We start from the raw sequence: 23565 nt of genomic DNA on the forward strand, positions 1-23565 counted from the left end.
ATGGACATGCACGGCTGGGCACCGGTGGTGTGGCTGGCCGATCATGCGGTCGCGCCGGTACTGCAGCGATTGGGGCGCCACGACGATCCCCACGACATCGCCATCGCACTGCTGCTGACCGCGTTGCAGCTGACGTTGATCGCCGGCGTGTTCCGGCCGCTGGAAAGCCTGTGGCCGGCCGAGCGCTGGCACGACCGGCGCCTGACCCGCGTCGACCGAACCTACACCCTGCTGATGCTGCTGGGGCTGTTCCCGTTGTTCAGCTATCTGGTGCTGGCACCGCTGGCTTCATTGGGCGGCGCCGCCGAAACGGTGCAGGGGCCGCATGGCCTGCGCGCCTGGGTGCCGTGGTTCCAGCAGCATCCGTGGCTGCTGTTCTCGGTCTATTACCTGCTGTACGACTTCGTCTACTACTGGATGCATCGCGCCCAGCATGCGGTCCCGTGGTGGTGGGCGCTGCACAGCCTGCACCACAGCCAGCGCCAGTTGAGCTGCTGGTCGAACGACCGCGGCAGCTGGCTGGACGGCATGCTGCAGTCGGTGATCCTGGCCGGGGTGGGGCTGCTGGCAGGCGTGGAGGCCGATGAGTTCGCCGCGCTCATGCTGATCGGCGAGCTGGTGCAGAACTATTCGCACACCAACATCCGTTTCGGTTTCGGCCGCTGGGGCAGCCGCGTGGCAGTGGATCCGCTGTTCCATCGGCTGCACCACATGATCGTGGATCCGCGGCGGCCGGGCCTGCACAACTGCAACTTCGGCCAGGTGTTTGCATTCTGGGACGTGCTGTTCGGCACCGCACTGCATGGCGAGCCGATCCGCCCGACCGGCGTGGCCGACCCGGTGGTCGATGCCGACAACCAGCGCGGCGTGCTCGCCATGCAGTGGCATGCGGCGCGCCGCTTCTGGGGCACGGTGCGGCGGCCGCTGGGCTGGAAGTTCGGCGAGGTGGCCTTCAGCGAGGACTGCGAGCCTATTCCGGTCGAACATGTTTCCGTCCAGCATGTCGCCGTCGGGCAGGACGCGCAGCCTCCCGTCGAAGGGGCGGGGCAAATACCGTAGGTGCCGGGCTTGCCCGGCACGGGGCTTCACCGGGAAAGCTCCATGCGGGGCAAGCCCCGCATCTACAGGGGAAAGCGCGGTGCGCAGGTTCTCGACGTAGGTGCCGGGCATGCCCGGCACGGGCTTCATCGGGAAGGCTTCATGCGGGGCAAGCCCCGCATCTACGGGGCGAGCGCGGCGCGCAGTTCCTCGACGATGACCTCGAAGCGGGCGTTGTCCAGCCACGGGCTGTTGCCGATGGTCAGCGTGCGCGCGGCGAAGTCGCGTGCGTTGGGCATGCCCAGGGCGGGAACGATGCCGCGCAGGTAGGCGTAGTCGGGCAGGGCATGGATGAACATGCGGCTCACGCCGAGTCCGCGCGTCCACAACCGCCGCAGGGCGGCGTCGCAGTGGTCGGCATCGGCGAACCGCAGCATCAGCACCGGCCATATCCCTCGCGCTCCGGGCGGGTCGTCGTGGACCTGCACGCCCGGCAGCTCCTGCAGCCGGGCGTTCCAGACGCGCGCGCGGGTGCGGCCCTCGTCGAGGAAGGCCGGCAGGCGCGCGGCGGCGCGGTTGCCGATGGCGCGGCGCCAGCGGCCGACACGGTGTTGCGGGATCTGCAGTGGAAAGACATCGCCGACGGCGGCTTCAGGATCGCCAGCGGCCAACGCGCGCCGCAGCGGCCGGCCGTAGGCCAGCGGCAGCAGCGAAGGTCGATAGCACGCGGCGAGCCCGAGCAGCTCCACGCTCCGCCGCAGTTCCCAGCGCCAGTCGGTGCGGATGTGCTGCCGTGAGATCCGCGCCAGCAATGCGCGCAGGTCAGGGTCGCGGGCGAGCAGCAGGCCGCCTTCGAACAGACTCAGGCCCTTGCCGGCGGCGAGGCTGAAGATGCCGATGTCGCCGCGCAGGCCGACGCTGCGGCCGCGATCGACGGCACCCAGCGCCTGCGCGGCATCTTCGATGACGAAGATGCCATGGCGACCGGCGATGGCGCAGGCGCGCTCCACGTCGGCGACGCGGCCGCCGAGGTGGGTTGGAATCACCGCCAGCGTGTCGACATCGCAGAGGGCCGTGAGCGCGTGGTGGTCGAAGTCGAATTGCCCCGGCGCCAGATCGCACAGCCGCAGCTCCAGCCCGAGGCTGTGCACGGCGATGGCGACCAGCGGGCAGGTATAAGCGGGTACGATCACCGTGCGTCGCTGTGGTTGCAACTGCTGCAGGGTCTGCAGCGCGATGCGCAGCGCCGAGGTGCCCGAGCACTCCAGCTGCATCGGCGGCGTGCCGAACAGCCCGGCCAGCGTTTCGCCCAACGGGCCGCTCCCCGGCAGGAAATCCCGCCACCGCAGCGGCAGCCCCGCGGTGGGCGGCAGTTCGCCGGGAAAGCGCCGGCTCATCCCGGTATGTCGCCGGCTTCGGCCGGCGCGTGCGGATCGTCGGACTCGGCGACACCCAGGCAGACGATGCCGGCCACGATCAGCACCGCGCCAAGCAGGTGCAGCGGGCCGACCGGCTCGTGCAGCAGCCAGGCCGAGAGCAGCAGCACGCTGACTACCTCCAGGTGCGAAGCGGCGAACGCAGGCCCGATCGGGGCATGCTTGAGCAGGCTCATCCAGGTGAAGAACGCGCCGATGTAACCGAGGATGGCGCCGTACACCCAGGGCTGGGCCAGTACGCGCAGTACCCAGGCGAGGTTGGCTTCCACCGGCAGCGCGCCGTCGCCGGCCAGCTTGAAACACAGCTGGGCCAGCGTGTCGAAGGCCATCAGCAGCGGGAAGCCGACCAGGTACAGGCGCCTCATCCGGCTACTCCCACCACGGCCACGCCGAGGCTCACCAGCAACATGCCGGCCACGCGCAGGCGGGTCAGGCGTTCCTTGAACAGGAAGCGGCCGGCGAGCATCAGCGCAACGATGTTGATCGAGCCGAGCAGCACGCCGCGCGAGAGCGGCACCAGCGACAGGAAGGCGATCCAGACCACGAACTCCAGCACGTAGCAGGCGATGCCCAGGCCCAGCCACGGCCGCGACAGCATGTGCTTCCAGCGCGCGATGCCTTCGCCGGCATCGGGATCGCCCGCCGCCGCCTTGAACGCAAGCTGCCCGCCGGTATCCAGCACCACGTTGAGCAGCCACAGGGTGACGACGAGCGCGGACATCAGGCGGCGTCGGCCAGCGCCCGGCCGACGGCGATGGCGTTGAAGAAGTTGGCGCTGCGCTCGATCAGCAGGCGCCGTTCGCGGTCGATGGTGATCATGTGGTAGCTGTTTTCCAGGATCAGCATCTCGGTGGGGCCGGCGACGCGTGCGGCCACCAGCCGGGCGTTGTCGAGGCTGGCGATGTCGTCCTCGCGCGCGTGCGCGATCAGGCAGGGGGCGACCACCTTGGGCAGGCGGGGCTTGACCCAGGCCGCCAGCCCGTACATTTCGGCCAGTGCCGGCCATGGGTTGCCGGGCAGGCCGGCGGCGGCGCTGTCGCCGGACAGCATCGAAGCGCTGACCTGGGCACGGATGCGTTCGTCGCGCAGCCCGTACGGCGGCTCTTCCATGAACATGCGGTTGCGGCCGATGCCCAGCCGCTTCAGCAGGGGCAACAGGAACGACAGCCGCGCCACCGCCGGAATGTTCCAGCCGTCATAGCGGAAGGTGGCGCCGTATACGCCGACGCCCGCGACAAGATCCGGGCGCTCGGCGGCCAGCGCCAGCGCCAGCACCGCACCCATCGACAGCCCGCCGACGAACAAGGTGTCCACCCGCGAACGGAGCCGTTCGGCGGCGCATTCGACGCCGGTGTACCAGTCCTGCCAACGGGTGGTGATCAGCTCCTCGACGCTGCCGCAGTGGCCGGGCAGCTGCACGCCCTGCACGGTGAAACCGGCGTTGGCCAGGCCCTTGCCAAGCAGGCGCATCTCCATCGGCGTGCCGGTCAGGCCGTGGATCAACAACACGCCGCTGCGGCCGCCTTCGAACAGAAACTCCTGGGAACCGGGCATCGTCACGCATTCACCTTCCTGCAGTTGGGCGAAGGATCGCAGCCGGCCTTTTCGCCAGCCTTTCAGACCCTGCAATGGACCTGCAGGTATTCATGAACGGTAACAGTGGATGCTGCGCAGCGCCGGGCGGTGTCCGGCGGGACTCCACCGGCAGAGCCACAGCAGGGTGTTGCCCAGTTCTACAGGGCGAGCCGGGGCAGCAGGACGGAAACCTTCAGGCCGTGCGGAATCGCGGCCTGGTAGTGGATCGTGCCGTGGAAGTGCTCCACCGCCTCATGCGCGATCGCCAGCCCCAGCCCTGTGCCGTTTTCCTGGGTGCCAGCCACCCGGTAGAAACGTTCGCCCAGGCGTGCCATCGCCGCCTCGGGAACGCCGGGGCCATCGTCCTCGACGTAGAGTTCGACCTGGTCGCCGCGGGCGGCGACGCCGACGGTGACCGTCGCACCGCGACCGGCGTAGTGCAGGGCGTTGTCGATCAGGTTGTCCAGCGCTTCCTGCAGCACCGGCGCATAGCCGGGAACCCGCAGGGTTTCGTCCGGCGGCTGGTAGCCCAGGTCGACGCCGGCGCGGATCGCCTCGGGCACGCGCATCGCGACCCACTCCGGCACCAGCGCGGTCAGGTCCAGCGTCTCCACCACCGTCGGCACCGCCTGCGCGCGGGTCAGCGCCAGCAGCTGGCCGGAGACGCGGGCGGTGCGCTGGTTGAGGCGGCGCACGTATTCCAGCGCCTCGGTGCGGGTCTTGTCGTCGGTGGCGCCCAGCGCGCGGTCCACGTGCAGGCTGATGCCGGCCAGCGGCGTGCGCAGCTGGTGCGCGGCATCGGCGACGAACCGCTCCTGCAGCGCGATCATTTCCGCCAGGCGGCCGAACAGGCCATCGATGGTCTCGATCAGCGGCAGGATCTCGCGCGGCACGTCCGGGCTGGAGATCGGCGCCAGGTCGCGCTTGCGCTCGGCCAGTTGCCGGGTCAGCGGGCGCAGGATGCGCAGGCCGTGATTGACCCCGAACCAGACCAGCGCGCCGACGCACAGCATCAGCAGGGCCATCATCGGGATGGTGATCATCAGGATTTCCTGGGCGCGCTGGCGGCGGTCGTCGAAAGTCTCGCCGACGGTCACCGCCAGCCGGTCGCCCGGGTCGGTGGCGCTCTGGATGCACAGCGTGGCCAGGCGCACCTTCTGCTGGTTGAGGTGGGCGCTGTACAGCAGCGGGGTCGAATCGATGCAGTCCTGCGACTTGGCCACGGCGGTGAAGTCGGCATTGCTGACCAGGGTGCCATGGCGCAGGCTGTCCACGTTGAAGTAGCCGTGGCCGTCGGGGTCGTATTCGAGCAGGAAGCGTGCCTGCGGCGACAGTTCGCCGCTCAGCGGCATGGTCTGCAGCATCCGCGCGAAGGACTGCGTGTCGTCGAGCAGGTTGCGGTCGTGCAGGTGGTTGGAATAGGACAGCGCGATGCGGTAGGTGATCACCGCGTTGAGCAGCAGCAGGGCCAGCATCGGCAGCGCCAGGAATGCCAGCAGGCGCCGGCGCAGGCTGGGATGGCGCGCGCGCAGCGTGCTCACTCGGCCGCTTCCTCCAGCATGTAGCCCAGTCCGCGCACGGTGCGGATGCCCATGCCGCCGGGGCGCAGCTTGCGCCGCAGCCGGTGCAGGGCGATGTCCAGGCCGTTGTCGGTCAGTTCCTCGTCCCAGCTGCACAGCGCTTCGACCAGCTGTGCGCGCGAGCTGATGCGGTCCGGGCGCGTGGCCAGCGCCGAGAGCAGGCCGAACTCGCGCGCGGTGAGCTCCAGCGGATCGGTATTCATCCAGACACGATGCCCCGGCAGGTCCAGGCGCAGCCTGCCGATGCGCAGTTCCGGCTGCCCGTTGCTGGTGACGCGGCGCAGCTGGGCGCGGACCCGCGCTTCCAGTTCGTCCACCGCGAAGGGTTTGATCAGGTAGTCGTCGGCGCCGAGGTCAAGGGTGCGTACCCGTTCCTGCAGGCCGTCGCGCGCGGTGACCACCAGCACCGGCAGGCTGTCGCCGCGCTGGCGCAGGCGCTGCAGCACGGCAGTGCCCTCCAGCGACGGCAGGCCCAGGTCGAGGATGAGCATGTCGTAGCGGGTTGCGGCCAGCGCCGCGTCGGCCTGTGCGCCGTCGCCGACGTGGTCCACCGCGTGCCCCTGCCGCTGCAGCGAGGCACACACGCCGGCGGCGATGTCGCGGTCGTCTTCGGCAACCAGGATGCGCATGCGATCGTTCCCCGCTCGGGACCAGAGGCCATGGGCGGCAAGCGTGGCATGGCCGGTGTCCAACCAATGTCGGCGTGCCGGTGCCGGCATTGCCGCCGTTCACGATGGCGGCAGTATCGGCCGGGCCGGCTTTCAGGGCGCTTTCGGCCGCGCCCGGCGCGCCAGCACCGCTTCGCGGTGGGCGATATACGCATTGGCGGCGAGGATGATGGCCGCGCCCAGCAGGGTCCAGCGGTCCAGCGTCTCGCCGAACAGCAGCCAGCCCAGTACCACCACCAGCGGCAGCTGGGTGAAGCTGATCGGGGTCAGTGCCGAGACTTCGCCCAGCCGGAGCGCGCGCGTCCACAGCAGCTGCCCGACCGTGCCCAGGATGCCGGTGGCCAGCAGCCACAGCCAGGCGATGCCGGTCGGCCAGGTCCATACGAACAGTGCCGGCACCAGCGACAGCGGCACCCAGAACACATAGGTGTAGAACACCACCGTGTCCGGGCCGTCGACGCGGGTGAGCTGCTTGATCTGGATCGACACCAGCGCGCTGAGCATGGCCGCCGATACCGCGATCAGGCTGCCGGCCTGGAAGCCGTGCGAGCCGGGCCGCACGATCACCAGCACGCCGATGAAGCCGGCGATCACCGCTGCCCAGCGGCGTACGCGTACGATCTCGCCCAGCCACAGCACCGCGGCGATGGTCACGAACAGCGGCGTCGAATAGGACAGCGAGACCGCCTGCGACAACGGCAGGTGGCCCAGCGCCCAGAAGGCGCACAGCATCGAGGCCAGGCCGATCGCGCTGCGCAGCAGGTAGCGCGGCAGCTGTTGCGTGCGCAGCGGTGCGTGACCAGGGCGCAGCAGTACCGGCAGCAGGGCGAGCAGGCCGAAGGCGTTGCGGAAGAACGCCACTTCCTGGGTCGGCACGTAGGCGGTCGCCAGGCGGATGGCGATGGCCATCAGGCCGAAGGCCATGGCGCTGCCGAACATCAGCAGCGCCGCACGCAGCGGGGCAGGGGGGGCGGCGGCCGCGACGGCGCTCACCAGCGCGCGCCGACCAGCCGCGGTTCGGGTTCGATCGGCACGCCGAAGGTCTCCAGCACCGAGGCGGAGATGCGGCGCGCGAAGGCCAGCAGGTCGGCGCCGCTGGCGTTGCCGTGGTTGACCAGCACCAGCGCATGGTCCGGCGATACGCCTGCATCGCCCTCGCGCCGGCCCTTCCAGCCGCAGGCCTGGATCATCCACGCCGCCGACAGCTTGCGGTTGCCGTCGTGGTCGCCGGGGAATACCGGCAACGCCGGGTATTGCAGGGACAGCACTTCGGCCTGTTCGCGCGGCAGTATCGGGTTCTTGAAGAAACTGCCGGCATTGCCGAGCACGTCGGGGTCGGGCAGCTTGCGGCGGCGGATGGCGATGACCGCGTTGGCCACGTCGGCGGCCACCGGCAGTTCCACGCCCATGGCCTGCAGTTCCTCGCGGATGCCGGCGTAGTCCAGGCGCAGCTCGTGCAGCAGCGGCAGGCGGAACTGCACGGCGGTGATCAGGTAGCGGTCGGCTTCGCGCTTGAACAGGCTGTCGCGGTAGCCGAAGCGGCAGGCCGCCTGGTCCAGCTGCACCCATTCCTGCTGCCGGGTATCCCAGGCTTCGACGGCCTGGATGAACTCGCCGACCTGGGCGCCATAGGCGCCGATGTTCTGGATCGGCGCGGCACCGACGGTGCCGGGGATCAGCGCCAGGTTCTCCAGCCCGGACAGGCCTTCGGCCAGAGACCAGAGCACCAGCTCGTGCCAGACCACGCCGGCGCCGGCGCGGACCACGGCATGGTCGGCGCGGTGTTCGAGGATGGCGACCTCGCGGTTGTCGAAGCACAGCACGGTGCCTTCCGGGTCGGCGGCGAGCAGCACGTTGCTGCCGCTGCCCAGCACAAGCAGCGGCGACGGCGCCACCGCGGCCAGCGCCTCGGGCAGGGCGGTCGCGTCGGTCACGCGCAGCAGCCGCGGCGCACGGGCGGTGACGTGGAAGGTGTTTAGGGAGCGCAGCGGCGCGTTTTCGGTCAGCGACCAGGGTGCAGCGGTTGTCATAGCGGGGCGACGGCGCCTCGGGACGGGGCCTCGCGGCGGCGGCGGATGGCATCCACGCATTCGCCGATCAGCGCCGGGCCGCGGTAGATCAGGCCGCTGTAACACTGCACCAGGGTCGCGCCGGCGGACATCTTCGCCACCGCGTCGGCGCCGGACTGGATGCCGCCCACACCGATCAGCGGGATGCGCTCGGGCAGGCGCGCGCGCAGGCGGCGCAGCACCAGGGTGGACTGGCCCAGCAGCGGCGCGCCGGACAGGCCGCCGGTTTCGGCCGCACGCCGGTCATGTTCGACGCCTTCGCGGCCGATGGTGGTGTTGGTGGCGATCACGCCATCCACTTCCAGTTCGCCCAGCACGCGCGCGGCTGCTTCGATGTCACGGTCGCTCAGGTCGGGGGCGACCTTGACCAGCATCGGCACGCGCCGGCCATGCTGGGCAGCGAGGTGTTCCTGCGCTTCGCGCAGGCCGCCGACCAGCCGCCGCAGCGCCTGCTCTTCCTGCAGTTCGCGCAGGCCGGCGGTATTGGGCGAGGAGATGTTGACGGTGATGTAGTCGGCCAGCGGGTACACCTTCTCCATGCAGGCCAGGTAATCGGATAGCGCGTCCTCGTTGGGCGTGTCCTTGTTCTTGCCGATGTTGATGCCCAGCGGGCCGGTGCGCTGGCTGCTGCGCTCGACATTGCGCACCAGCGCATCGACGCCGGCGTTGTTGAAGCCCATGCGATTGATGATGGCCGCGTGCCGAGGCAGCCGGAACAGGCGTGGCTTCGGGTTGCCGGCCTGCGGGCGCGGGGTGACCGTGCCGATCTCGACGAAGCCGAAGCCCAGGCCGAACAGCGCGTCGATGTGCTCGCCGTTCTTGTCCAGCCCGGCCGCCAGTCCGACCGGGTTCGGGAAGTCCAGGCCGAACGCCGAGGTCGGCATCGGTGCCGGCCGCGCCGCGAGCAGCGGCGTGGTGCCGGTGCGCCAGGCCAGTTCCAGCGCGGACAGCGTCAGGCCATGGGCGCGTTCGGCGTCGAGGGCGAACAGGAAGGGGCGGGCAAGCGGATACATGCTGTTTCAGTCCAGCGTGCCGATGAAGGCACGGGTTCGGTATTCGAAGGCGACCCGTCCGTCCACCGCATGGGCATCGAACAGGGCGCGCAGGGCCTCAAGCATCGGCGCATGCCGTGGATGGCCGGCCTGCGGCGCGTAGGAGGAAGAAAGAAGGCGGCCGCGCAGGCCGTCGAAGTCCAGGTGCTGGGTGTTCGGCAGCTGGACCATGCCGCGCAGGCCATCGCCGAACCAGGCGCGCATTGTCGCGTCGTCCTGGTAGCGCTCGGCCACCGCGCTGTAGTCGGTACCGTAGTCCAGCAGCAGTTGTTCGTAGGCGGACAGGAACGGCGAGACGTCGAGCAGGCGCGAGTTCCAGTACACCAGCGCCATCCCGCCCGGCCGCAGGATGCGTCGCCATTCCGGCCGCACCGCCTCGGTGTCGAACCAGTGGAAGGCCTGGGCGACGCTGATCAGGCCGACGCTGGCATCGGTCAGGGTGGTGGCCTCGGCCGTGCCGGCGGCGAAGCTCAGTTGCGGGTGGTCGGGAGCCAGCCAGCACTCGGCGGCCTCGCGCATCGCGGCATTGGGCTCGACCGCCACCACCGGGTGGCCGGCGTCAAGGAACATGCGGGTGGAGATGCCGGTGCCGGCACCGATGTCGGCGACCGGCGTGGTGGCCGGCATGCCGATGTCACGATGCAACCAGTCCAGCAGCGCCGCCGGGTAGCCGGGGCGATAACGGACGTAATCCGCTACCCGGTTGCTGAAACGCTCGGTCGGATCGGTGTGCACGCCGGTCTCAGGAGCTCAGCGCGGCCAGCCAGGCCAGACCGCCGAAGAACAGGACGAAGGCGAGGATGCCAAGCACCCACATCGCCACCGACACCCAGCCCAGCACCAGACCGGTGATGGCCAGACCGTCGCCATCGAGCTGGCCATTGCTGCGGCGGATCTCGCCGCGCGCCATGTGGCCGAAGATGATGCCGCCGATGCTGCCCAGGAACGGCAGCAGGGTCCAGCCGAGAATGCCGGCGACCAGGGCGATCACGGCATAGCTGCTGGTCTGTCGTGGTGCGGGAATGCTCATCGGTGGGTCTCCAACGGGGGCGTGAACGTAGTGAACCGCAGGAGCGCACCAAGGTGCGCTCCTGCGGGAAAAGGACTCCCGCGGGGCGGGAGCCCGGCACCATCACAGGTCGAACTTGATGCCCTGGGCCAGCGGCAGCGAATCGGAGTAGTTGATGGTGTTGGTCTGGCGGCGCATGTAGACCTTCCACGCGTCCGAGCCGGACTCGCGGCCGCCGCCGGTTTCCTTCTCGCCGCCGAACGCACCGCCGATCTCGGCGCCGGAGGTACCGATGTTGACGTTGGCGATGCCGCAGTCGCTGCCGGCGGCCGACAGGAACTTCTCGGCCGACTTGAGGTTGGTGGTGAAGATCGAGGAGGACAGGCCCTGCGGCACGCCGTTCTGCATGTCGATGGCCTCGTCCAGGGTCGAGTACTTCATCACATACAGGATCGGGGCGAAGGTCTCGTGCTGGACGATCTCGTCGCTGTTCTTCAGGCCGGTGACGATCGCCGGCAGCACGAAGTTGCCCGGACGGTCGATGGCGGTGCCGCCGGTCTCGATGGTGCCGCCGGCGGCCTTGGCCCTGGCGATCGAAGCGAGGAACTGCTGCACGGCTTCCGGGCTGTTCAGCGGGCCCATCAGGTTGGCCGGGTCGGTCGGATCGCCGATCTTGCCTTCGACCTGCTTGTACGCCTTGACCAGCGTGGCCAGCACGTTGTCGTAGATCGATTCGTGCACGATCAGGCGACGGGTGGTGGTGCAGCGCTGGCCGGCGGTGCCGACGGCGCCGAACACGATGCCCGGCACGGCCAGCTTCTGGTCGGCGGTCTCGTCCAGGATGATGGCGTTGTTGCCACCCAGTTCCAGCAGGCAGCGGCCCAGACGCGCGGCCACCTTCTGGTTGACCAGGCGGCCGATCCGGGTGGAGCCGGTGAAGGAGATCAGCGGAATGCGCTTGTCGTCCACCAGCTTTTCCGACAGTTCGGTGCCGGCATCATTGATCAGGAAGAAGATGTCGGGGAAGCCGCCTTCGCGCAGCGCCTCGTTGCAGATCTTCATGGAGGCGATCGCGGTCAGCGGGGTCTTGTTGGACGGCTTCCAGATGCAGACGTCACCACAGATCGCCGCCAGGAACGAGTTCCATGCCCACACCGCGACCGGGAAGTTGAAGGCCGAGATGATGCCGACCAGGCCCAGCGGCTGGTACTGCTCGTACATGCGGTGGCCCGGACGCTCGGAGTGCATGGTGTAGCCGTACAGCATGCGGCTCTGGCCCAGTGCGAAGTCGGCGATGTCGATCATCTCCTGCACTTCACCGTCGCCTTCCGGCTTGGACTTGCCCATTTCCAGCGCGACCAGCGAACCCAGCGCGTCCTTGTGACGGCGCAGCGCTTCACCGCACAGGCGCACGGCTTCGCCGCGGCGCGGTGCCGGGGTGGTGCGCCATACCTTGTAGGCCTCCTGGGCGCGGGTGACGATGGTCTCGTAGTCGGCGTCGGTGGTGGCCTGGACCTCGGCGATCACTTCGCCGGTGGTCGGGTTCTGCGGCTTGAGAACGCCCGCGCCGGTGGCGGTGGACCATTCGCCATTGCCCAGATAGGTGCCAGCGTTGGAAGCGTCGAGGCCGAGCGCCTTGAGCATTTCGAAGGACATGAAATCTCCTGATTGCTTTGCGTTGGGGGGCGCAGCCGCTGGCAGAGGTGGGGTGCGGCATGCAGAACCCCGATTTTAGCAGAGCCGCGCATGTTTCTTGGCGCTGGGTGGATGCCGGATGCGGCGGCGGCATGCCACAATACGCGTCCGCAGGCCCCGTAGCTCAGCTGGATAGAGCGGTCCCCTCCTAAGGGACAGGTCGCACGTTCGAATCGTGTCGGGGCCACCATCGTTCCGCTTGCCGCGCGATGCCTGCGGCGGCCGCCGCCTCCTGCGCAGACCGCCTCCATGTCCGCCAGCACTCCCCACCTGCGCCGTTACCTCGGGCCCACCGGGCTGGAGTGCCACGACTATGCGCAGTGGGTGCTGCCGGTGCGCGGCGAGCTGCAGTTCGAGGTGGGTGGCGCCGGTGGCCATCTGGATGGGTTGCAGGGCGCCTTCGTCGCGCCCGGCCGGACCCATGAGCTGGAAGCGCTGGGCGACCACTGCTGCCTGATCGTCGACTGTCCGGCAGGCGTGCTCGACGACGACACGCTGGAACATCTGTACCGCAAGCCCTGGCTGGCGTTGCCGCTGGAGATGCGCCAGCGCCTGCAGGGGTTGCCGGCCAGTGGGCTGGCGGGCGATCCGTTGCCGCGCCTGCTGCGGCATTTCGCCCCGGCGGGCAGCGGTGCGCGGCTGCAGGGCGTGTGCATGGCCGTGGTTTCGGCGCCGGGGCTGGACTGGTCGGTGGCGCGCATGGCGGCCATTGCCGGGGTCAGCGGCAGCCGCCTGCATGCGCTGTTCGTCCGCGAATTCGGGCTGCCGCCGCTGGCCTGGGTCGGTGCCGCGCGCCTGCGCTGGGCCAAGCGGCAACTGCTGGGCAGCGATGCCAGCATCAGCGACATCGCCCAGCGCGCCGGCTATTCCGAACAGAGTGCGTTCACCCGCGCGCTGCGGCGGGAAAGCGGGCGCACGCCGCGACAGTGGCGTGCCCGGCAGTAGCCTCGGTCAAGACGTGCCGCCGGGGCGGTGCCTACACTGCGCGCCCTTCTCCATGGCAATGGTGCGGCAGGCGTGAGTCGTTCGATGAGTGTCGGGATCGCCAACGGCGTGGCCTCCGGGGCGCTGTGGGGCGTGGTGTTCCTGGCTCCGGCCATGCTGGCTGGATTCGCGCCGCTGCAGCTGGCGGCCGCGCGCTACCTGGTCTACGGCGCCATCGCGCTGGTGTTGCTGGTGCCGCGCTGGCCGGCGCTGCGTTCGCGCATCGGCCGCGCCGAATGGGGCGCGCTGGCCTGGCTCAGCCTGCTGGGCAACCTGCTGTATTACGTGCTGCTGTCCATTTCGGTGCAGTGGAGCGGTGGTGCGGCGGCGTCGCTGATCGTCGGCATGGTGCCGGTACTGGTGGCGGTCACCGCCTCGCGCGAGCCGGGGGCGCTGCCGCTGTCGAAACTGGCGCCGGCGCTGGCCCTGTGCGTGGCCGGGGTGGTGCTGATGGGGTGGGCCGCGATGGCCTCTTCGCATGTGCACACCGGTGCCGGGCAGCGCCTGGTGGGCCTGCTGTGCGCGGTCGGCGCGCTGGTGTCGTGGACGGTGTACTCGGTGGGCAATACGCGCTGGCTGGCGCGCTGCCCGGAGGTGTCCGGGCATGACTGGTCGTTGTTGACGGGTGTGGCGACAGGCGGCCTAGCGCTGCTGGTGGCGCCGCTCGCGTTCGCTGGCGGAGGGCAGGGGCGTCCGCCGACCGAGTGGGGGCAGTTCTGGTTGGCGGCCGCGGCGGTGGCGGTGCTGGCGTCGATCCTCGGCAACGCCTGCTGGAACCGCGCCAGCCGCGCACTGCCGCTCACCCTGGGCGGGCAGATGATCGTGTTCGAGACCTTGTTCGGCCTGCTTTACGGCTTCCTCTGGCAGCAGCGCTGGCCGTTGCCGCTGGAGCTGCTGGCCGCGGGTTGCCTGCTCGCCGGCGTGGTGCTGAGCGCGGCCGCGCATCGGCCCGCGGCCGAGGCACTGGCTCCGCATTGACCCGGCGTGGTGGGGCGGATGCGCCCGTTCCGCGCAGTTCCGGCGGACGGGGCTTCCCGGTGGGCGCTCCGCAGGCGGTCGCAGCACGGGGTGGCGCGATCGCCGGTCCCGATCCAGGAAGCGGCGTTTTGCCGATGCTTGCCGGATAGATGGGCGATGATCGGTGTTGATGACATTTGCAACCGATAAATGCGCGTTCGCCGACGATGGATGCAAGTGGTCTTTTGCGTCGCAACACTTGACAGCGCATTCATGGCTGGTGTCCTCTTGACCGCATGCACACGTCGCCGCCCCTCTTCGCCATCGTCCAGCCGCCTGCAGGCGCGCTGCCGGGCAGCGGCTGCATGTCCATTACCACCACCATTACCGTCACCACTCGCCCGGTGCGGCCCGTCGTCTTCGCGTAGTTTCCGAAAACCACGGCCCCGCACCCGGATCAGGATGCGGGGGCTCCCATCCTGATGCGTGTCGGGGCCTCCAGCCGAGGTTCATCCGATGTCGCCAGTTGCCGCTTCACCCCTCGCTCCCGTCGCGGACGTCGCCGTCCGCAGTGTCGTCCACAAGTTCGGCGGCACTTCGGTGGCCAACGCCGACCGCTACCGCCATGTGGCGCAGCTGTTGCTGGCGCGCGAGGAAGACGTGCAGGTCACCGTGGTTTCGGCGATGAAGGGCGTCACCGATGCGCTGATCGACCTGGCCCGGCTGGCTGCCGGCGCCGACGCGGCCTGGGACGAACGCTGGCATGAACTGCGTGCCCGCCACCGCGCGGCGGCGGTATCGCTGCTGGCCGAGAACTCCGGGCCGACCATCGAATGGCTGGACGCGCGCTTCAACCGGCTGCGCGAGATCCTCGCCGCGCTGGCGGTGATCGGCGAACTGCCGCAGGAAGTGCTGGACCGCGTGCAGGGCCTGGGCGAGGTGTTCTCGGCGCACCTGCTCGGCCACCACCTGCAGGCGCTGGGCGAGGACGCCGACGTGCTGGACGCGCGCGAGGTGCTGGTGGTCAACCACGGCGAACTCGGCGTGGACGTGGACTGGAAGTCCAGTGCCGCCAAGCTGGCGCTGTGGCGGCAGTCGCATCCGGCGCGGCGGCTGGTGGTGACCGGCTTCGTCGCCCGCGACCGCAAGGGCAACATCACCACGCTGGGCCGCAACGGCAGCGATTTTTCCGGCGCGATCTTCGCCGCACTGTTCGCCGCCGACGAGCTGCACATCTGGACCGACGTGGACGGCGTGCTCTCGGCCGACCCGCGCGTCGTGCCCGAGGCGGTGCAACTGGAAGCCCTGAGCTACGACGAGGCCTGTGAGCTGGCCTATTTCGGCGCCAAGGTCGTGCACCCGCAGACCATGTCGCCGGCGATCGAGCGTGGCCTGCCGATCATCATCCGCAATACCTTCCAGCCGCAGCATCCGGGCACCCGCATCACCGCGGTCAGCGCCGGCAGCGGGCCGATCAAGGGGTTGACGCTCAGCCCCGACCTGGCCGTGCTGAACGTCGAGGGCACCGGCCTGATCGGCGTGCCGGGCACCGCCGAACGCGTGTTCGCGGCGCTGCGCAACGCGCATGTGTCGGTGGTGATGATCTCGCAGGGTTCGTCCGAACATTCGATCTGCTGCGTGGTGCGCCAGGCCGAGGCGGCGCGCGCGCGCGATGCGCTGGTGCAGGCGTTCTCGCACGAACTGGCCGCCGGGCAGGTGCAGCGGGTGCAGCTGACCGAAGGCGTGAGCGTGCTGGCCGCGGTGGGCGATGGCATGGCTGGGCAGCCGGGCGTGGCCGCGCGCCTGTTCGAGGCGCTGGGACGGGCGCAGGTCAATATCCTTGCCATCGCGCAGGGCTCGTCGGAACGCAACATCTCGGTGGCCATCGATGCCCGCGACGCCACCAAGGCGCTGCGTGCCGCGCATGCCGGGTTCTGGCTGTCGCCGCAGACGTTTTCGGTGGGCGTGATCGGCCCGGGCAATGTCGGCGCCGCCCTGCTGGAACAGCTGCGCGTCGCCCAGCCGCAGTTGCTGGCGCGGGCGAAGCTGGACCTGCGGCTGCGCGCGGTGCTGTCGCGCAACCGCATGCTGCTGGACACGCGCGGCGTGCAGGGCGACTGGAAGGCCGCTTTCGAGGCTGCCGCGGAACCGGCCGACCTGGACCGCTTCACCGAGCACCTGCTGTCCGCGCGCCTGCCGCACACCCTGATCATCGACTGCAGCGGCAGCCCGGACGTAGCCGACCGCTATGCCGGCTGGCTCGCCGCCGGCATCCACGTGGTCACGCCGAACAAGCAGGCCGGCTCCGGGCCGTTGGCGCGCTACCAGGCCATCCGCGAGGCGGCCGGCGCCACCGGTGCGCGCTTCCGCTACGAGGCCACGGTGGGCGCGGGGCTGCCGGTGATCACCACGCTGCGCGACCTGGTCGATACCGGCGACGAGGTCACCGCGATCGCCGGCATCTTCTCCGGCACGCTGGCGTGGCTGTTCAACAAGTACGACGGCAGCGTGCCGTTCTCGCAACTGGTCGCGCAGGCGCGGGCGATGGGCTACACCGAGCCGGACCCGCGCGACGATCTGTCCGGCGTGGATGTGGCACGCAAGCTGGTGATCCTGGCGCGCGAGGCCGGCCATGCGCTCAGTCTCGAGGACGTGGCGGTGGAGAGCCTGGTGCCCGACGCGCTGCGCCAGGCCAGCGTGGAGGATTTCATGGCGCGGCTGCACGAGGTGGACGTCGCATTCGCACAACGCCTGGCCGACGCCCGCGCGCGCGGCCATGTGCTGCGCTACGTCGCGCAGTTCGCGCCGGGACAGGCGCCCAGCGTTGGCCTGGTGGAACTGCCGGCCGACCATGCCTTCGCCAACCTGCGCTTGACCGACAACGTGGTGCAGTTCACCACCCGCCGCTACTGCGACAATCCGCTGGTGGTGCAGGGGCCGGGCGCCGGCCCGGAAGTGACGGCTGCCGGCGTGTTCGCCGACGTGCTGCGGGTGGCTGCCGGGGAGGGCGCACGACTGTGAGTGCAGCGGTGATGAACAATGGCCTGCGCGAGGCGCGCGCTTTCGCCCCGGCGTCGGTGGCGAATGTGGCGGTCGGCTTCGACCTGCTCGGCTATGCCGTGGCCGGTGTCGGCGATACGGTGACGGTGCGGCGCATCGCGGCAGAGGAGGTCCGCATCGCGGCGATCCGTGGTACCACCGCGGAACTGCCCCGGGAGGCCGCCGGCAACACGGCCGGCGCGGCGCTGATCGCACTGCGGCAGGCGCTGGCGCTGCCGTTCGGCTTCGAGATCGAGATCGACAAGGGCATACCGCTGAGCTCAGGCATGGGCGGCTCGGCAGCCTCGTGCGTGGCCGCGCTGGTCGCGGCCAACGCCCTGCTGGATGCGCCGTTGAGCCGGGAGCAGTTGTACCTGTACTCGCTGGAAGGCGAGGCGGTGGCCAGCGGCAGCCGCCATGGCGACAACCTCGGGCCGATGTTCCTCGGCGGGCTGGTGTTGTCCACGCTGGAGCGGCTGGTGCCCGTGCCGGTGCCCGCGCAGTGGCACAGCCTGCTGGTGCACCCGGACGCGCTGCTGGAGACCCGCCGCGCGCGCGCGGCCCTGCAAGGCAGCTACGAACTGAAGGAGTTCGTCGCGCAGAGCGCCAATCTGGCACTGGTGCTGGCGGGCTGCCATGCCGGCGATGCCGGGCTGGTGCGCGCCGGCCTGCGCGACGTGCTGGTCGAACCGCGCCGTGCGCCGCTGATCGCCGGCTTCGACGCGGCCAAGCAGGCTGCGCTGGCTGCCGACGCATTGGGGGCCAGCATTTCCGGCGCCGGGCCCAGCGTGTTCGCATGGTTCCAGACGCGCGACGCGGCGGAGGCCGCCGCGCCGAAGGTGCGGGCCGCGTTCGCCGAGGCTGGCTTCGACAGCCAGAGCTGGGTGACGCCGTTGAACAGCCCGGGCGCACGGTTGCTTTGAAATCCCGCCCTCCTGCGGAGGGCACTTCACGGAATCTTCTCGATGCATTTCATCTCCACCCGCAACAATGCCCCCGCCGCGACACTCAGTCAGGCCATCGCCGCCGGCCTCGCGCCCGATGGCGGCCTGTATGTGCCGCAGCAGATGCCTCCGGCCCGTGCCCTGCAGGCGGGCGACGCGCTGGCCGATACCGCGGCCACGCTGCTGCAGCCGTTCTTCGCCGGCGACGGTCTGGAGGCGGACCTGCCGCGGATCTGCGCCGAAGCCTTCGATTTTCCGGCGCCGCTGCGGCGCCTGGCTACCCGCAACGACCATGTGCTGGAGTTGTTCCATGGGCCGACGGCGGCGTTCAAGGATTTCGGCGCGCGCTTCCTGGCCGCCAGCCTGTCGCGGCTGCGCGCGGGGCAGGAGCGTCCGCTGACGATTGTTGTCGCGACCTCCGGCGATACCGGCGCGGCCGTGGCCGCCGCCTTCCATAATCAACCCAACCTGCAGGTGGTGGTGTTGTACCCGGACGGGCGCGTGTCGCCGCGACAGGCGCACCAGTTGGGTTGCCTGGGCGGCAATATCCGCGCATTGCGCGTGGCCGGCGCGTTCGACGATTGCCAGGCCATGGTCAAGCAGGCGTTGAACGATGCCGGGCTGCAGGCGCAGGTGCCGCTGAGTTCAGCCAACAGCATCAGCCTCGGCCGCCTGCTGCCGCAGATGAGCTATTACGCGCATGCGGCACTGACCCATCACGCCGCGCAGGGCTCGCTGCTGAACGTCGTCGTTCCCACCGGCAATCTCGGCAATGCGATGGCGGCGGTCATGGCGCGCGCGCTGGGCGTACCGCTGGGGCGGATCGTGCTGGCCACCAACGCCAACCGCGTGCTGCCGGACTATTTCGCTGGCGGCGAGTACCAGGCCCGCACCAGCGTGGCCACGCTTGCCAATGCGATGGACGTGGGCGCGCCCAGCAACTTCGAGCGGCTGCGCTGGCTGTATGCCGGCGACGACGCTGTGCTGCGCGCGCAGTTCCTTTCGCGCGCGGTGGACGACGCCGCCATCCGCGACACCATCGCCGCCCGCCACCAGCGGCATGGTGAAGTGTTCTGCCCGCATACCGCTACCGCTGTGCGGGTGCTGGAGCAGCTGCGCGCCAGTGGCGAGGCTGCGGCGCACGAACACTGGGCGGTGGCGGCGACGGCGCATCCGGCCAAGTTCGAGACGGTGGTCGAGCCGCTGATCGGTCGCGAGGTGCCGGTGCCGCCGGCGCTGGCCGAACTGCTGCAGCGTCCGGCCCATGCCGAGCCCTGCGCGCCGGAGTACGCAGCGCTGCGCGACGCGCTGCTGGGTTGACCGTTACACCGCGTTGTCCACAGCGGATGTGGAGTGCGGCGAGGAAAGCCTGTGGACAAGTGCCCGCCGGGCCAATGCCGGCGGGCGTTCGCGCCGGTCTGGTCAAAATGGTGCCAGACCGGCGATCGGGCTAGGCGGTGCGTGTGCGTGGCTGGTCGCCGGAGCGGCCACGCCTGTTGCTGTGTCCGGGCAGCAGGCCGAGCAGCCATGTCGCCACCGGCAGGGCTGCCAGCATCAACAGCCAGCCGGCAACGATGAAGCCGCCAGCGGAGAACACCGGCAGGCCCGCCGCTGCGGTGAAGGCGGTGGCGAAAGCCAGCGTGGCCAGTGCACAGTGGAAACGGAGCCGGTCGCGTCCCAGCCGCCGCAGCAGCCAGGCGGCGGGCAGGGCGAGCAGCAGGTTGATCGCGAAGTCCTGCAGGGTCAGTGCGCTGTACCAGGCGGTGCCGGACAGCCCGGCCTGGGCGAGTCGCATGGGAACCGTGTTGTGGGCGGCGATCGGCGGCCAGGCATACAGAACCAGCAGCACGAAACCGATGCCGATGACGATGGAGAGCAGTGGGGCGACAGCACGCGACATGAGGCCTCCGGGGCGCCGCCAGTGGTGGCGGCCACGCCCAGCTTGCAGGCCGGGCGGTGGAGCGTCAAATGCCGGGCGGCTCAGCCCAGGTCGTCGTTGGCCAGCTTCTGCAGGCCAGCGAAGTCGAGTATCTCGACCACGTTCAGATGCGGCAGGGCGATCAGCCCCTGCTGGCGCAGCTTGGTGAAGGTGCGGCTGACCGTTTCCATGGTCAGGCCCAGGTGGTCGGCGATGTCGCCACGGCCCATCGGCAGCGCCACGCGGTTGCCGACCTGGCCCTGCATGGCCTCGCGCGCGGCCAGGCGCAGCAGGAAATCGGCGAGCCGTTCCGGCGGCTGCAGCCGCGCCAGCGCCAGGGCGTTGTCCTGGGCGGCGTCCAGTTCCTGGCAGGCGCGCTGCAGCAGCTTGCGTTCCAGGTGCGGGAAGCGCTGGCGCAGGTCGCGCATCTGCGAGGTCGATACGCGGCACACGCGGCTCTCGGCGATGGCCTCGATGTCGTAGCGGTGGCGGTCGCTGCCGCTCAGGCCCACGTAGTCGCCGGGCAGCACGAAACCGTTGACCTGGCGACGGCCGTCGGCCAGCGTGCGCACCAGCCGCAGCGCGCCTTCGGTCACGGTGAACACATGCGCGCGCGGCTCGCCGCTGCGGGCCAGGGTGGCCCCCATCGGCACCGGCATGGACGCGGTGATCTGCTCCAGCGCCTGCACCTCGTCGCAGGACAGCGCCGAGCACACCGACAGATGCCGCACCGAACACTGCAGGCACTCGCGCGCGCCGCTTCCTTCGGAAACGGAGGGCAATGCGGAGTTTGGCTCGGAACCGGGGACGGACCGGGTCATGGCTTCGGGGCGGGGGACGTGCGCACATGATACTTCATGCGGTCGGCCGGGGCGGCGTGGCGCTAGAATTGGCGTCCGCTCACCCCCACCGTTTGCAGGAGTTTCGCCCGTGATCAAGCCCCGTACGCCGCCCGGCATCATGGAATTGCTGCCGCGCGAGCAGATTGCGTTCCAGCGCATGCTGGACGTCATCCGCCGCAACTACGAGCGCTTCGGGTTCCTGCCGGTGGAGACGCCGGTGTTCGAGCTGTCCGACGTGCTGTTGACCAAGTCCGGCGGCGAGACCGAGCGCCAGGTGTATTTCGTGCAGTCCACCGGCGCGCTGGCCAACGCGGCCGCCAGCGCGGTTGAAGCAGGCGGCGAGAAGGGCCTGCCCGAGATGGCGCTGCGCTTCGACCTGACCGTGCCGCTGGCGCGCTACGTGGCCGAGCACGAGCACGAGCTGACTTTCCCGTTCCGCCGCTACCAGATGCAGCGCGTTTACCGCGGCGAGCGCGCCCAGCGCGGCCGTTTCCGCGAGTTCTACCAGTGCGATGTGGACGTGATCGGCAAGGACGCGCTGAGCATCCGCTACGACGCCGAAGTGCTGGCGGTGATCCACGCGGTGTTCTCCGAACTGCGCATCGGCAGCTTCGCGGTGCAGCTGAACAACCGCAAGCTGATGCGCGGTTTCTTCGAGGCGCAGGGCGTGTCCGATCCGCAGCAGCAGGCGCTGGTGCTGCGCGAGGTCGACAAGCTCGACAAGCGCGGTGCCGATTACGTGCGCGAAACCCTGGTCGGTCCGGACTTCGGCCTGCCCGCCGATGCCGTGGAGCGCATCCTTGCCTTCGTCGAGGTCCGCTCGCAGTCGCACGCCGACGCGCTGGCGAAGATCGACGCGGTGCTGGACGACGCCGGCGACGCCGCCAGTGAGTCGCTGCGTACCGGTGCCGCCGAACTGCGCGAAGTGCTGGAGCTGGTCAAGGCGCTGGGCGTGCCGGAAAGCGCGTATTGCCTGAATTTCTCCATCGCCCGCGGCCTGGACTACTACACCGGCACCGTCTACGAGACCACGCTGCTGGACCACCCGCAGATCGGCTCGATCTGCTCGGGCGGCCGCTACGAGGACCTGGCCAGCCACTACACCAAGTCGAAGCTGCCGGGCGTGGGCATCTCCATCGGCCTGACCCGCCTGTTCTGGCAGTTGCGCGAGGCCAACCTGATCGAGGGCATCGCCGGGAGCAGCGTGCAGGCGATGGTGGCGCTGATGGACGAGGCAGCGATGCCGCAGTCGCTGGACATCGCCCGCCGCCTGCGCGCCGGCGGCATCAACACCGAAGTGCAGATGGAGCCGAAGAAGATCGGCAAGCAGTTCCAGTACGCGGCCAAGGCCGGCATCCGTTTCGTGGTGCTGGCCGGCGAGGACGAACTGGCGCGCGGCGTGGTCGCGGTCAAGGACCTGCTGCGCGAGCAGCAGTTCGAGGTCGCCCGCGACGAACTGGCCTCCACGCTGCAGGTGGAATTGGAACAGGCCCGCGCCATGGCGCGTTGAGCGGTGCCGGGCAGGTCGTAGTCCTGCGGTCCCGCCCGCATCGTTCAGTCGGCATCCTGCGCGGGTGCCGGCAGCAGGCCGGCATGCCGCAACATCGCCAGCAGTGACCGGTGATGCGCGGGGTCCCCGGCCGGCCATCCGCTGAGCCGGTCGATCACTTTGCCGTCGCGGATCACCAGGAAGGTCGGCATCTCCCAGCCCTCGGGCAGCAGTGCCCATTGCTGTCTGTCATGGATCGGCAGGATCGGTTGCGTCGGGTGCCGCCGGTTCCATGCCTCCACGGCATCCATGTCCTCGATGCCCGGCGGCGCGGCCAGCCAGCGTGCATGGAGGGCGAACGAGGGACCGAGTACCGGATCACGCTCGATGGCGGTGGCCGCGTCGTCGGAGAAATGACAACCGGCCAGCACCAGGATCTGCGTCGGCGCGAGGTCGATGGCTTCCGGGCGCCATGTGCCTGTCGCCGGCTGCTGCTGCCATGCGGCTGCGACCTTGCCGGCCGCAGGACGATCATCGAAGCGTGCAGCCGGGTGGGTGGGCAGGGCGGCGGCATATCGTCGCGCATCATCGAACCTGCGTGCCAGCAGCAGAGTGTCGTAGGGGAGTTCCCGCAGATTGCCGGGGAGTGCATCCCGGTCCAGCAATTCCTTGCCGGCTGCCAGGACGGCGTCGACATGGCTGGCCTGCAGTTGGTCGAACTGCGCCTGTCTCAACAGGCGCAACAGCAACACCAGCTCGTAGCTGGACAGGCGCCGGATTGCGCCGGGCATCGCCAGCTCCGGGAAGGCCTCGTCCAGGGAGGCTCCCTGCGCGGCCCGCAGGTGATCGTTGTAGCGCGCTTCGAAGTCGCTGATGCCGGTGGGCACCTGCAGGGGCGCTTCGGCCCATTGCAGCGCCGGGTTCTCGGCCAGGGAAGAAAGTCCGAACAACGACAGGATCTCCTTGCCCTGTCGTTTCGGCAGCAGGGTGATATCGGCCAGCTGCGGGTGCGCCTGTCCGCGGTCGAAGCGGATGCCTGCCAGGAAACGGGCGCGAGCGCCCGCCGGCAGCGCGTCCAGCGGCGAGGGCTTCCCCTCATGCAGGACGAGGTAGTCGGCCAGTGCGTCCTGCGTTGTGATCGGTGGCGCGGCTGCCGCCATTGATGTTGCCGAAAGCAGGGCCAGAGCCATCCATGCGAAGCGTTTCATGCCGTGCCTTTGCCGGGGGCGCGAGGCATTGGAGCACCTGCCGGAAGGGGGCACAAGGAGGG

General features: G+C 69.8%; 22 protein-coding genes and 1 tRNA gene. 8 read left to right on the forward strand and 15 right to left on the reverse strand.

All coding sequences use genetic code 11. The annotated features are described in order from the left end of the window. Positions 1-1059, forward strand: a complete 1059-nt coding sequence (locus AC1DGW_RS05765) for a sterol desaturase family protein (protein ID WP_478020416.1) — start codon at positions 1-3, stop codon at positions 1057-1059. A 161-nt stretch (positions 1060-1220) separates the two neighbouring features. On the opposite strand, the gene AC1DGW_RS05770 is transcribed toward AC1DGW_RS05765, so the two are convergent. The 12 genes from AC1DGW_RS05770 to amaB all read right to left on the reverse strand — a co-directional run bounded on the left by AC1DGW_RS05770 (position 1221) and on the right by amaB (position 12083). Next, positions 1221-2435, reverse strand: coding sequence for a DegT/DnrJ/EryC1/StrS family aminotransferase (locus tag AC1DGW_RS05770; protein WP_478020418.1), 1215 nt, complete (start codon positions 2433-2435; stop codon positions 1221-1223). Further along, on the reverse strand, positions 2432-2839 hold the full coding sequence (locus tag AC1DGW_RS05775) for a DMT family transporter (protein ID WP_478020420.1): 408 nt from the start codon (positions 2837-2839) through the stop codon (positions 2432-2434). Before AC1DGW_RS05775 ends, AC1DGW_RS05770 begins: the two co-directional genes overlap by 4 nt. Next, entirely contained in the window at positions 2836-3195 is a 360-nt protein-coding gene (locus AC1DGW_RS05780) for an EamA family transporter (RefSeq protein ID WP_478020422.1), read from the reverse strand. The genes AC1DGW_RS05775 and AC1DGW_RS05780 overlap by 4 nt, the downstream gene beginning before the upstream one ends. After that, entirely contained in the window at positions 3195-4028 is an 834-nt protein-coding gene (locus AC1DGW_RS05785) for an alpha/beta hydrolase (RefSeq protein ID WP_478020424.1), read from the reverse strand. Before AC1DGW_RS05785 ends, AC1DGW_RS05780 begins: the two co-directional genes overlap by 1 nt. 179 nt (positions 4029-4207) lie before the next feature. Further along, positions 4208-5524 carry a sensor histidine kinase gene (locus AC1DGW_RS05790; RefSeq protein WP_478020684.1) on the reverse strand — a complete coding sequence of 439 codons (1317 nt, stop codon included), beginning with the start codon at positions 5522-5524 and terminating at the stop codon, positions 4208-4210. 62 nt (positions 5525-5586) lie between these two features. Beyond that, on the reverse strand, positions 5587-6258 hold the full coding sequence (locus AC1DGW_RS05795; RefSeq protein WP_478020426.1) for a response regulator: 672 nt from the start codon (positions 6256-6258) through the stop codon (positions 5587-5589). 132 nt (positions 6259-6390) lie between these two features. Then, positions 6391-7254: a DMT family transporter gene (locus AC1DGW_RS05800; protein WP_478020686.1), complete on the reverse strand. Its 864-nt coding sequence runs from the start codon at positions 7252-7254 to the stop codon at positions 6391-6393. A gap of 32 nt (positions 7255-7286) precedes the next feature. Further along, complete coding sequence (gene murB / locus AC1DGW_RS05805; RefSeq protein ID WP_478020428.1) at positions 7287-8327, reverse strand: UDP-N-acetylmuramate dehydrogenase; 1041 nt, start codon at positions 8325-8327, stop codon at positions 7287-7289. Continuing rightward, a complete protein-coding gene (locus tag AC1DGW_RS05810) occupies positions 8324-9379 on the reverse strand; it encodes a quinone-dependent dihydroorotate dehydrogenase (RefSeq protein WP_478020430.1) in 1056 nt (351 codons plus the stop codon). The genes murB and AC1DGW_RS05810 overlap by 4 nt, the downstream gene beginning before the upstream one ends. 6 nt (positions 9380-9385) lie before the next feature. Continuing rightward, entirely contained in the window at positions 9386-10153 is a 768-nt protein-coding gene (locus AC1DGW_RS05815; protein WP_478020432.1) for a class I SAM-dependent methyltransferase, read from the reverse strand. A 7-nt stretch (positions 10154-10160) separates the two neighbouring features. Next, the gene (locus AC1DGW_RS05820) at positions 10161-10448 is read right to left on the reverse strand and encodes a DUF4190 domain-containing protein (protein ID WP_478020434.1); all 288 of its coding nucleotides are present in this window, start codon (positions 10446-10448) and stop codon (positions 10161-10163) included. 102 nt (positions 10449-10550) lie between these two features. Then, the gene (amaB, locus tag AC1DGW_RS05825; protein ID WP_478020436.1) at positions 10551-12083 is read right to left on the reverse strand and encodes an L-piperidine-6-carboxylate dehydrogenase; all 1533 of its coding nucleotides are present in this window, start codon (positions 12081-12083) and stop codon (positions 10551-10553) included. 152 nt (positions 12084-12235) lie between these two features. Here amaB and AC1DGW_RS05830 point away from each other — a divergent pair. The 6 genes from AC1DGW_RS05830 (at position 12236) to thrC (ending at position 19366) form a co-directional block, all read left to right on the forward strand. Beyond that, a tRNA-Arg gene (locus AC1DGW_RS05830) sits at positions 12236-12312 on the forward strand. 59 nt (positions 12313-12371) lie between these two features. Then, positions 12372-13067: a helix-turn-helix transcriptional regulator gene (locus tag AC1DGW_RS05835; protein WP_478020438.1), complete on the forward strand. Its 696-nt coding sequence runs from the start codon at positions 12372-12374 to the stop codon at positions 13065-13067. Positions 13068-13151: 84 nt separating this feature from the next. After that, positions 13152-14084 carry a DMT family transporter gene (locus tag AC1DGW_RS05840; RefSeq protein WP_478020440.1) on the forward strand — a complete coding sequence of 311 codons (933 nt, stop codon included), beginning with the start codon at positions 13152-13154 and terminating at the stop codon, positions 14082-14084. 495 nt (positions 14085-14579) lie between these two features. Beyond that, positions 14580-17084: a bifunctional aspartate kinase/homoserine dehydrogenase I gene (gene thrA, locus AC1DGW_RS05845; RefSeq protein ID WP_478020445.1), complete on the forward strand. Its 2505-nt coding sequence runs from the start codon at positions 14580-14582 to the stop codon at positions 17082-17084. A gap of 11 nt (positions 17085-17095) precedes the next feature. Further along, positions 17096-18025, forward strand: a complete 930-nt coding sequence (locus AC1DGW_RS05850) for a homoserine kinase (protein ID WP_478020447.1) — start codon at positions 17096-17098, stop codon at positions 18023-18025. A gap of 42 nt (positions 18026-18067) precedes the next feature. After that, positions 18068-19366, forward strand: a complete 1299-nt coding sequence (gene thrC / locus AC1DGW_RS05855) for a threonine synthase (RefSeq protein WP_478020450.1) — start codon at positions 18068-18070, stop codon at positions 19364-19366. 130 nt (positions 19367-19496) lie between these two features. Here thrC and AC1DGW_RS05860 read toward each other — a convergent pair whose 3' ends face one another. Together AC1DGW_RS05860 and AC1DGW_RS05865 are read right to left on the reverse strand one after the other, a co-directional pair. Further along, positions 19497-19946: a hypothetical protein gene (locus tag AC1DGW_RS05860; RefSeq protein ID WP_478020453.1), complete on the reverse strand. Its 450-nt coding sequence runs from the start codon at positions 19944-19946 to the stop codon at positions 19497-19499. Positions 19947-20026: 80 nt separating this feature from the next. Further along, the gene (locus AC1DGW_RS05865; protein WP_478020455.1) at positions 20027-20785 is read right to left on the reverse strand and encodes a Crp/Fnr family transcriptional regulator; all 759 of its coding nucleotides are present in this window, start codon (positions 20783-20785) and stop codon (positions 20027-20029) included. A gap of 109 nt (positions 20786-20894) precedes the next feature. Between AC1DGW_RS05865 and hisS the strand changes: the two genes are divergently transcribed. Further along, the gene (hisS, locus tag AC1DGW_RS05870) at positions 20895-22316 is read left to right on the forward strand and encodes a histidine--tRNA ligase (RefSeq protein WP_478020457.1); all 1422 of its coding nucleotides are present in this window, start codon (positions 20895-20897) and stop codon (positions 22314-22316) included. A gap of 44 nt (positions 22317-22360) precedes the next feature. On the opposite strand, the gene AC1DGW_RS05875 is transcribed toward hisS, so the two are convergent. Beyond that, on the reverse strand, positions 22361-23503 hold the full coding sequence (locus tag AC1DGW_RS05875; protein WP_478020459.1) for a hypothetical protein: 1143 nt from the start codon (positions 23501-23503) through the stop codon (positions 22361-22363). Between the last annotated feature and the right edge of the window lie 62 nt (positions 23504-23565).

It is taken from the genome of Stenotrophomonas sp. 05N423 (genome assembly GCF_056397145.1).

Bases quoted from the DNA above. Each gene is read 5' to 3' on its own strand.
- AC1DGW_RS05765 (WP_478020416.1), top strand. From the start codon at position 1: ATGGACATGCACGGCTGGGCACCGGTGGTGTGGCTGGCCGATCATGCG.
- AC1DGW_RS05770 (WP_478020418.1), bottom strand. From the start codon at position 2,435: ATGAGCCGGCGCTTTCCCGGCGAACTGCCGCCCACCGCGGGGCTGCCG.
- AC1DGW_RS05775 (WP_478020420.1), bottom strand. From the start codon at position 2,839: ATGAGGCGCCTGTACCTGGTCGGCTTCCCGCTGCTGATGGCCTTCGAC.
- AC1DGW_RS05780 (WP_478020422.1), bottom strand. From the start codon at position 3,195: ATGTCCGCGCTCGTCGTCACCCTGTGGCTGCTCAACGTGGTGCTGGAT.
- AC1DGW_RS05785 (WP_478020424.1), bottom strand. From the start codon at position 4,028: ATGCCCGGTTCCCAGGAGTTTCTGTTCGAAGGCGGCCGCAGCGGCGTG.
- AC1DGW_RS05790 (WP_478020684.1), bottom strand. From the start codon at position 5,524: ATGCTGGCCCTGCTGCTGCTCAACGCGGTGATCACCTACCGCATCGCG.
- AC1DGW_RS05795 (WP_478020426.1), bottom strand. From the start codon at position 6,258: ATGCGCATCCTGGTTGCCGAAGACGACCGCGACATCGCCGCCGGCGTG.
- murB (WP_478020428.1), bottom strand. From the start codon at position 8,327: ATGACAACCGCTGCACCCTGGTCGCTGACCGAAAACGCGCCGCTGCGC.
- AC1DGW_RS05810 (WP_478020430.1), bottom strand. From the start codon at position 9,379: ATGTATCCGCTTGCCCGCCCCTTCCTGTTCGCCCTCGACGCCGAACGC.
- AC1DGW_RS05820 (WP_478020434.1), bottom strand. From the start codon at position 10,448: ATGAGCATTCCCGCACCACGACAGACCAGCAGCTATGCCGTGATCGCC.
- amaB (WP_478020436.1), bottom strand. From the start codon at position 12,083: ATGTCCTTCGAAATGCTCAAGGCGCTCGGCCTCGACGCTTCCAACGCT.
- AC1DGW_RS05835 (WP_478020438.1), top strand. From the start codon at position 12,372: ATGTCCGCCAGCACTCCCCACCTGCGCCGTTACCTCGGGCCCACCGGG.
- AC1DGW_RS05840 (WP_478020440.1), top strand. From the start codon at position 13,152: ATGAGTGTCGGGATCGCCAACGGCGTGGCCTCCGGGGCGCTGTGGGGC.
- thrA (WP_478020445.1), top strand. From the start codon at position 14,580: ATGTCGCCAGTTGCCGCTTCACCCCTCGCTCCCGTCGCGGACGTCGCC.
- AC1DGW_RS05850 (WP_478020447.1), top strand. From the start codon at position 17,096: ATGAACAATGGCCTGCGCGAGGCGCGCGCTTTCGCCCCGGCGTCGGTG.
- thrC (WP_478020450.1), top strand. From the start codon at position 18,068: ATGCATTTCATCTCCACCCGCAACAATGCCCCCGCCGCGACACTCAGT.
- AC1DGW_RS05860 (WP_478020453.1), bottom strand. From the start codon at position 19,946: ATGTCGCGTGCTGTCGCCCCACTGCTCTCCATCGTCATCGGCATCGGT.
- AC1DGW_RS05865 (WP_478020455.1), bottom strand. From the start codon at position 20,785: ATGACCCGGTCCGTCCCCGGTTCCGAGCCAAACTCCGCATTGCCCTCC.
- AC1DGW_RS05875 (WP_478020459.1), bottom strand. From the start codon at position 23,503: ATGAAACGCTTCGCATGGATGGCTCTGGCCCTGCTTTCGGCAACATCA.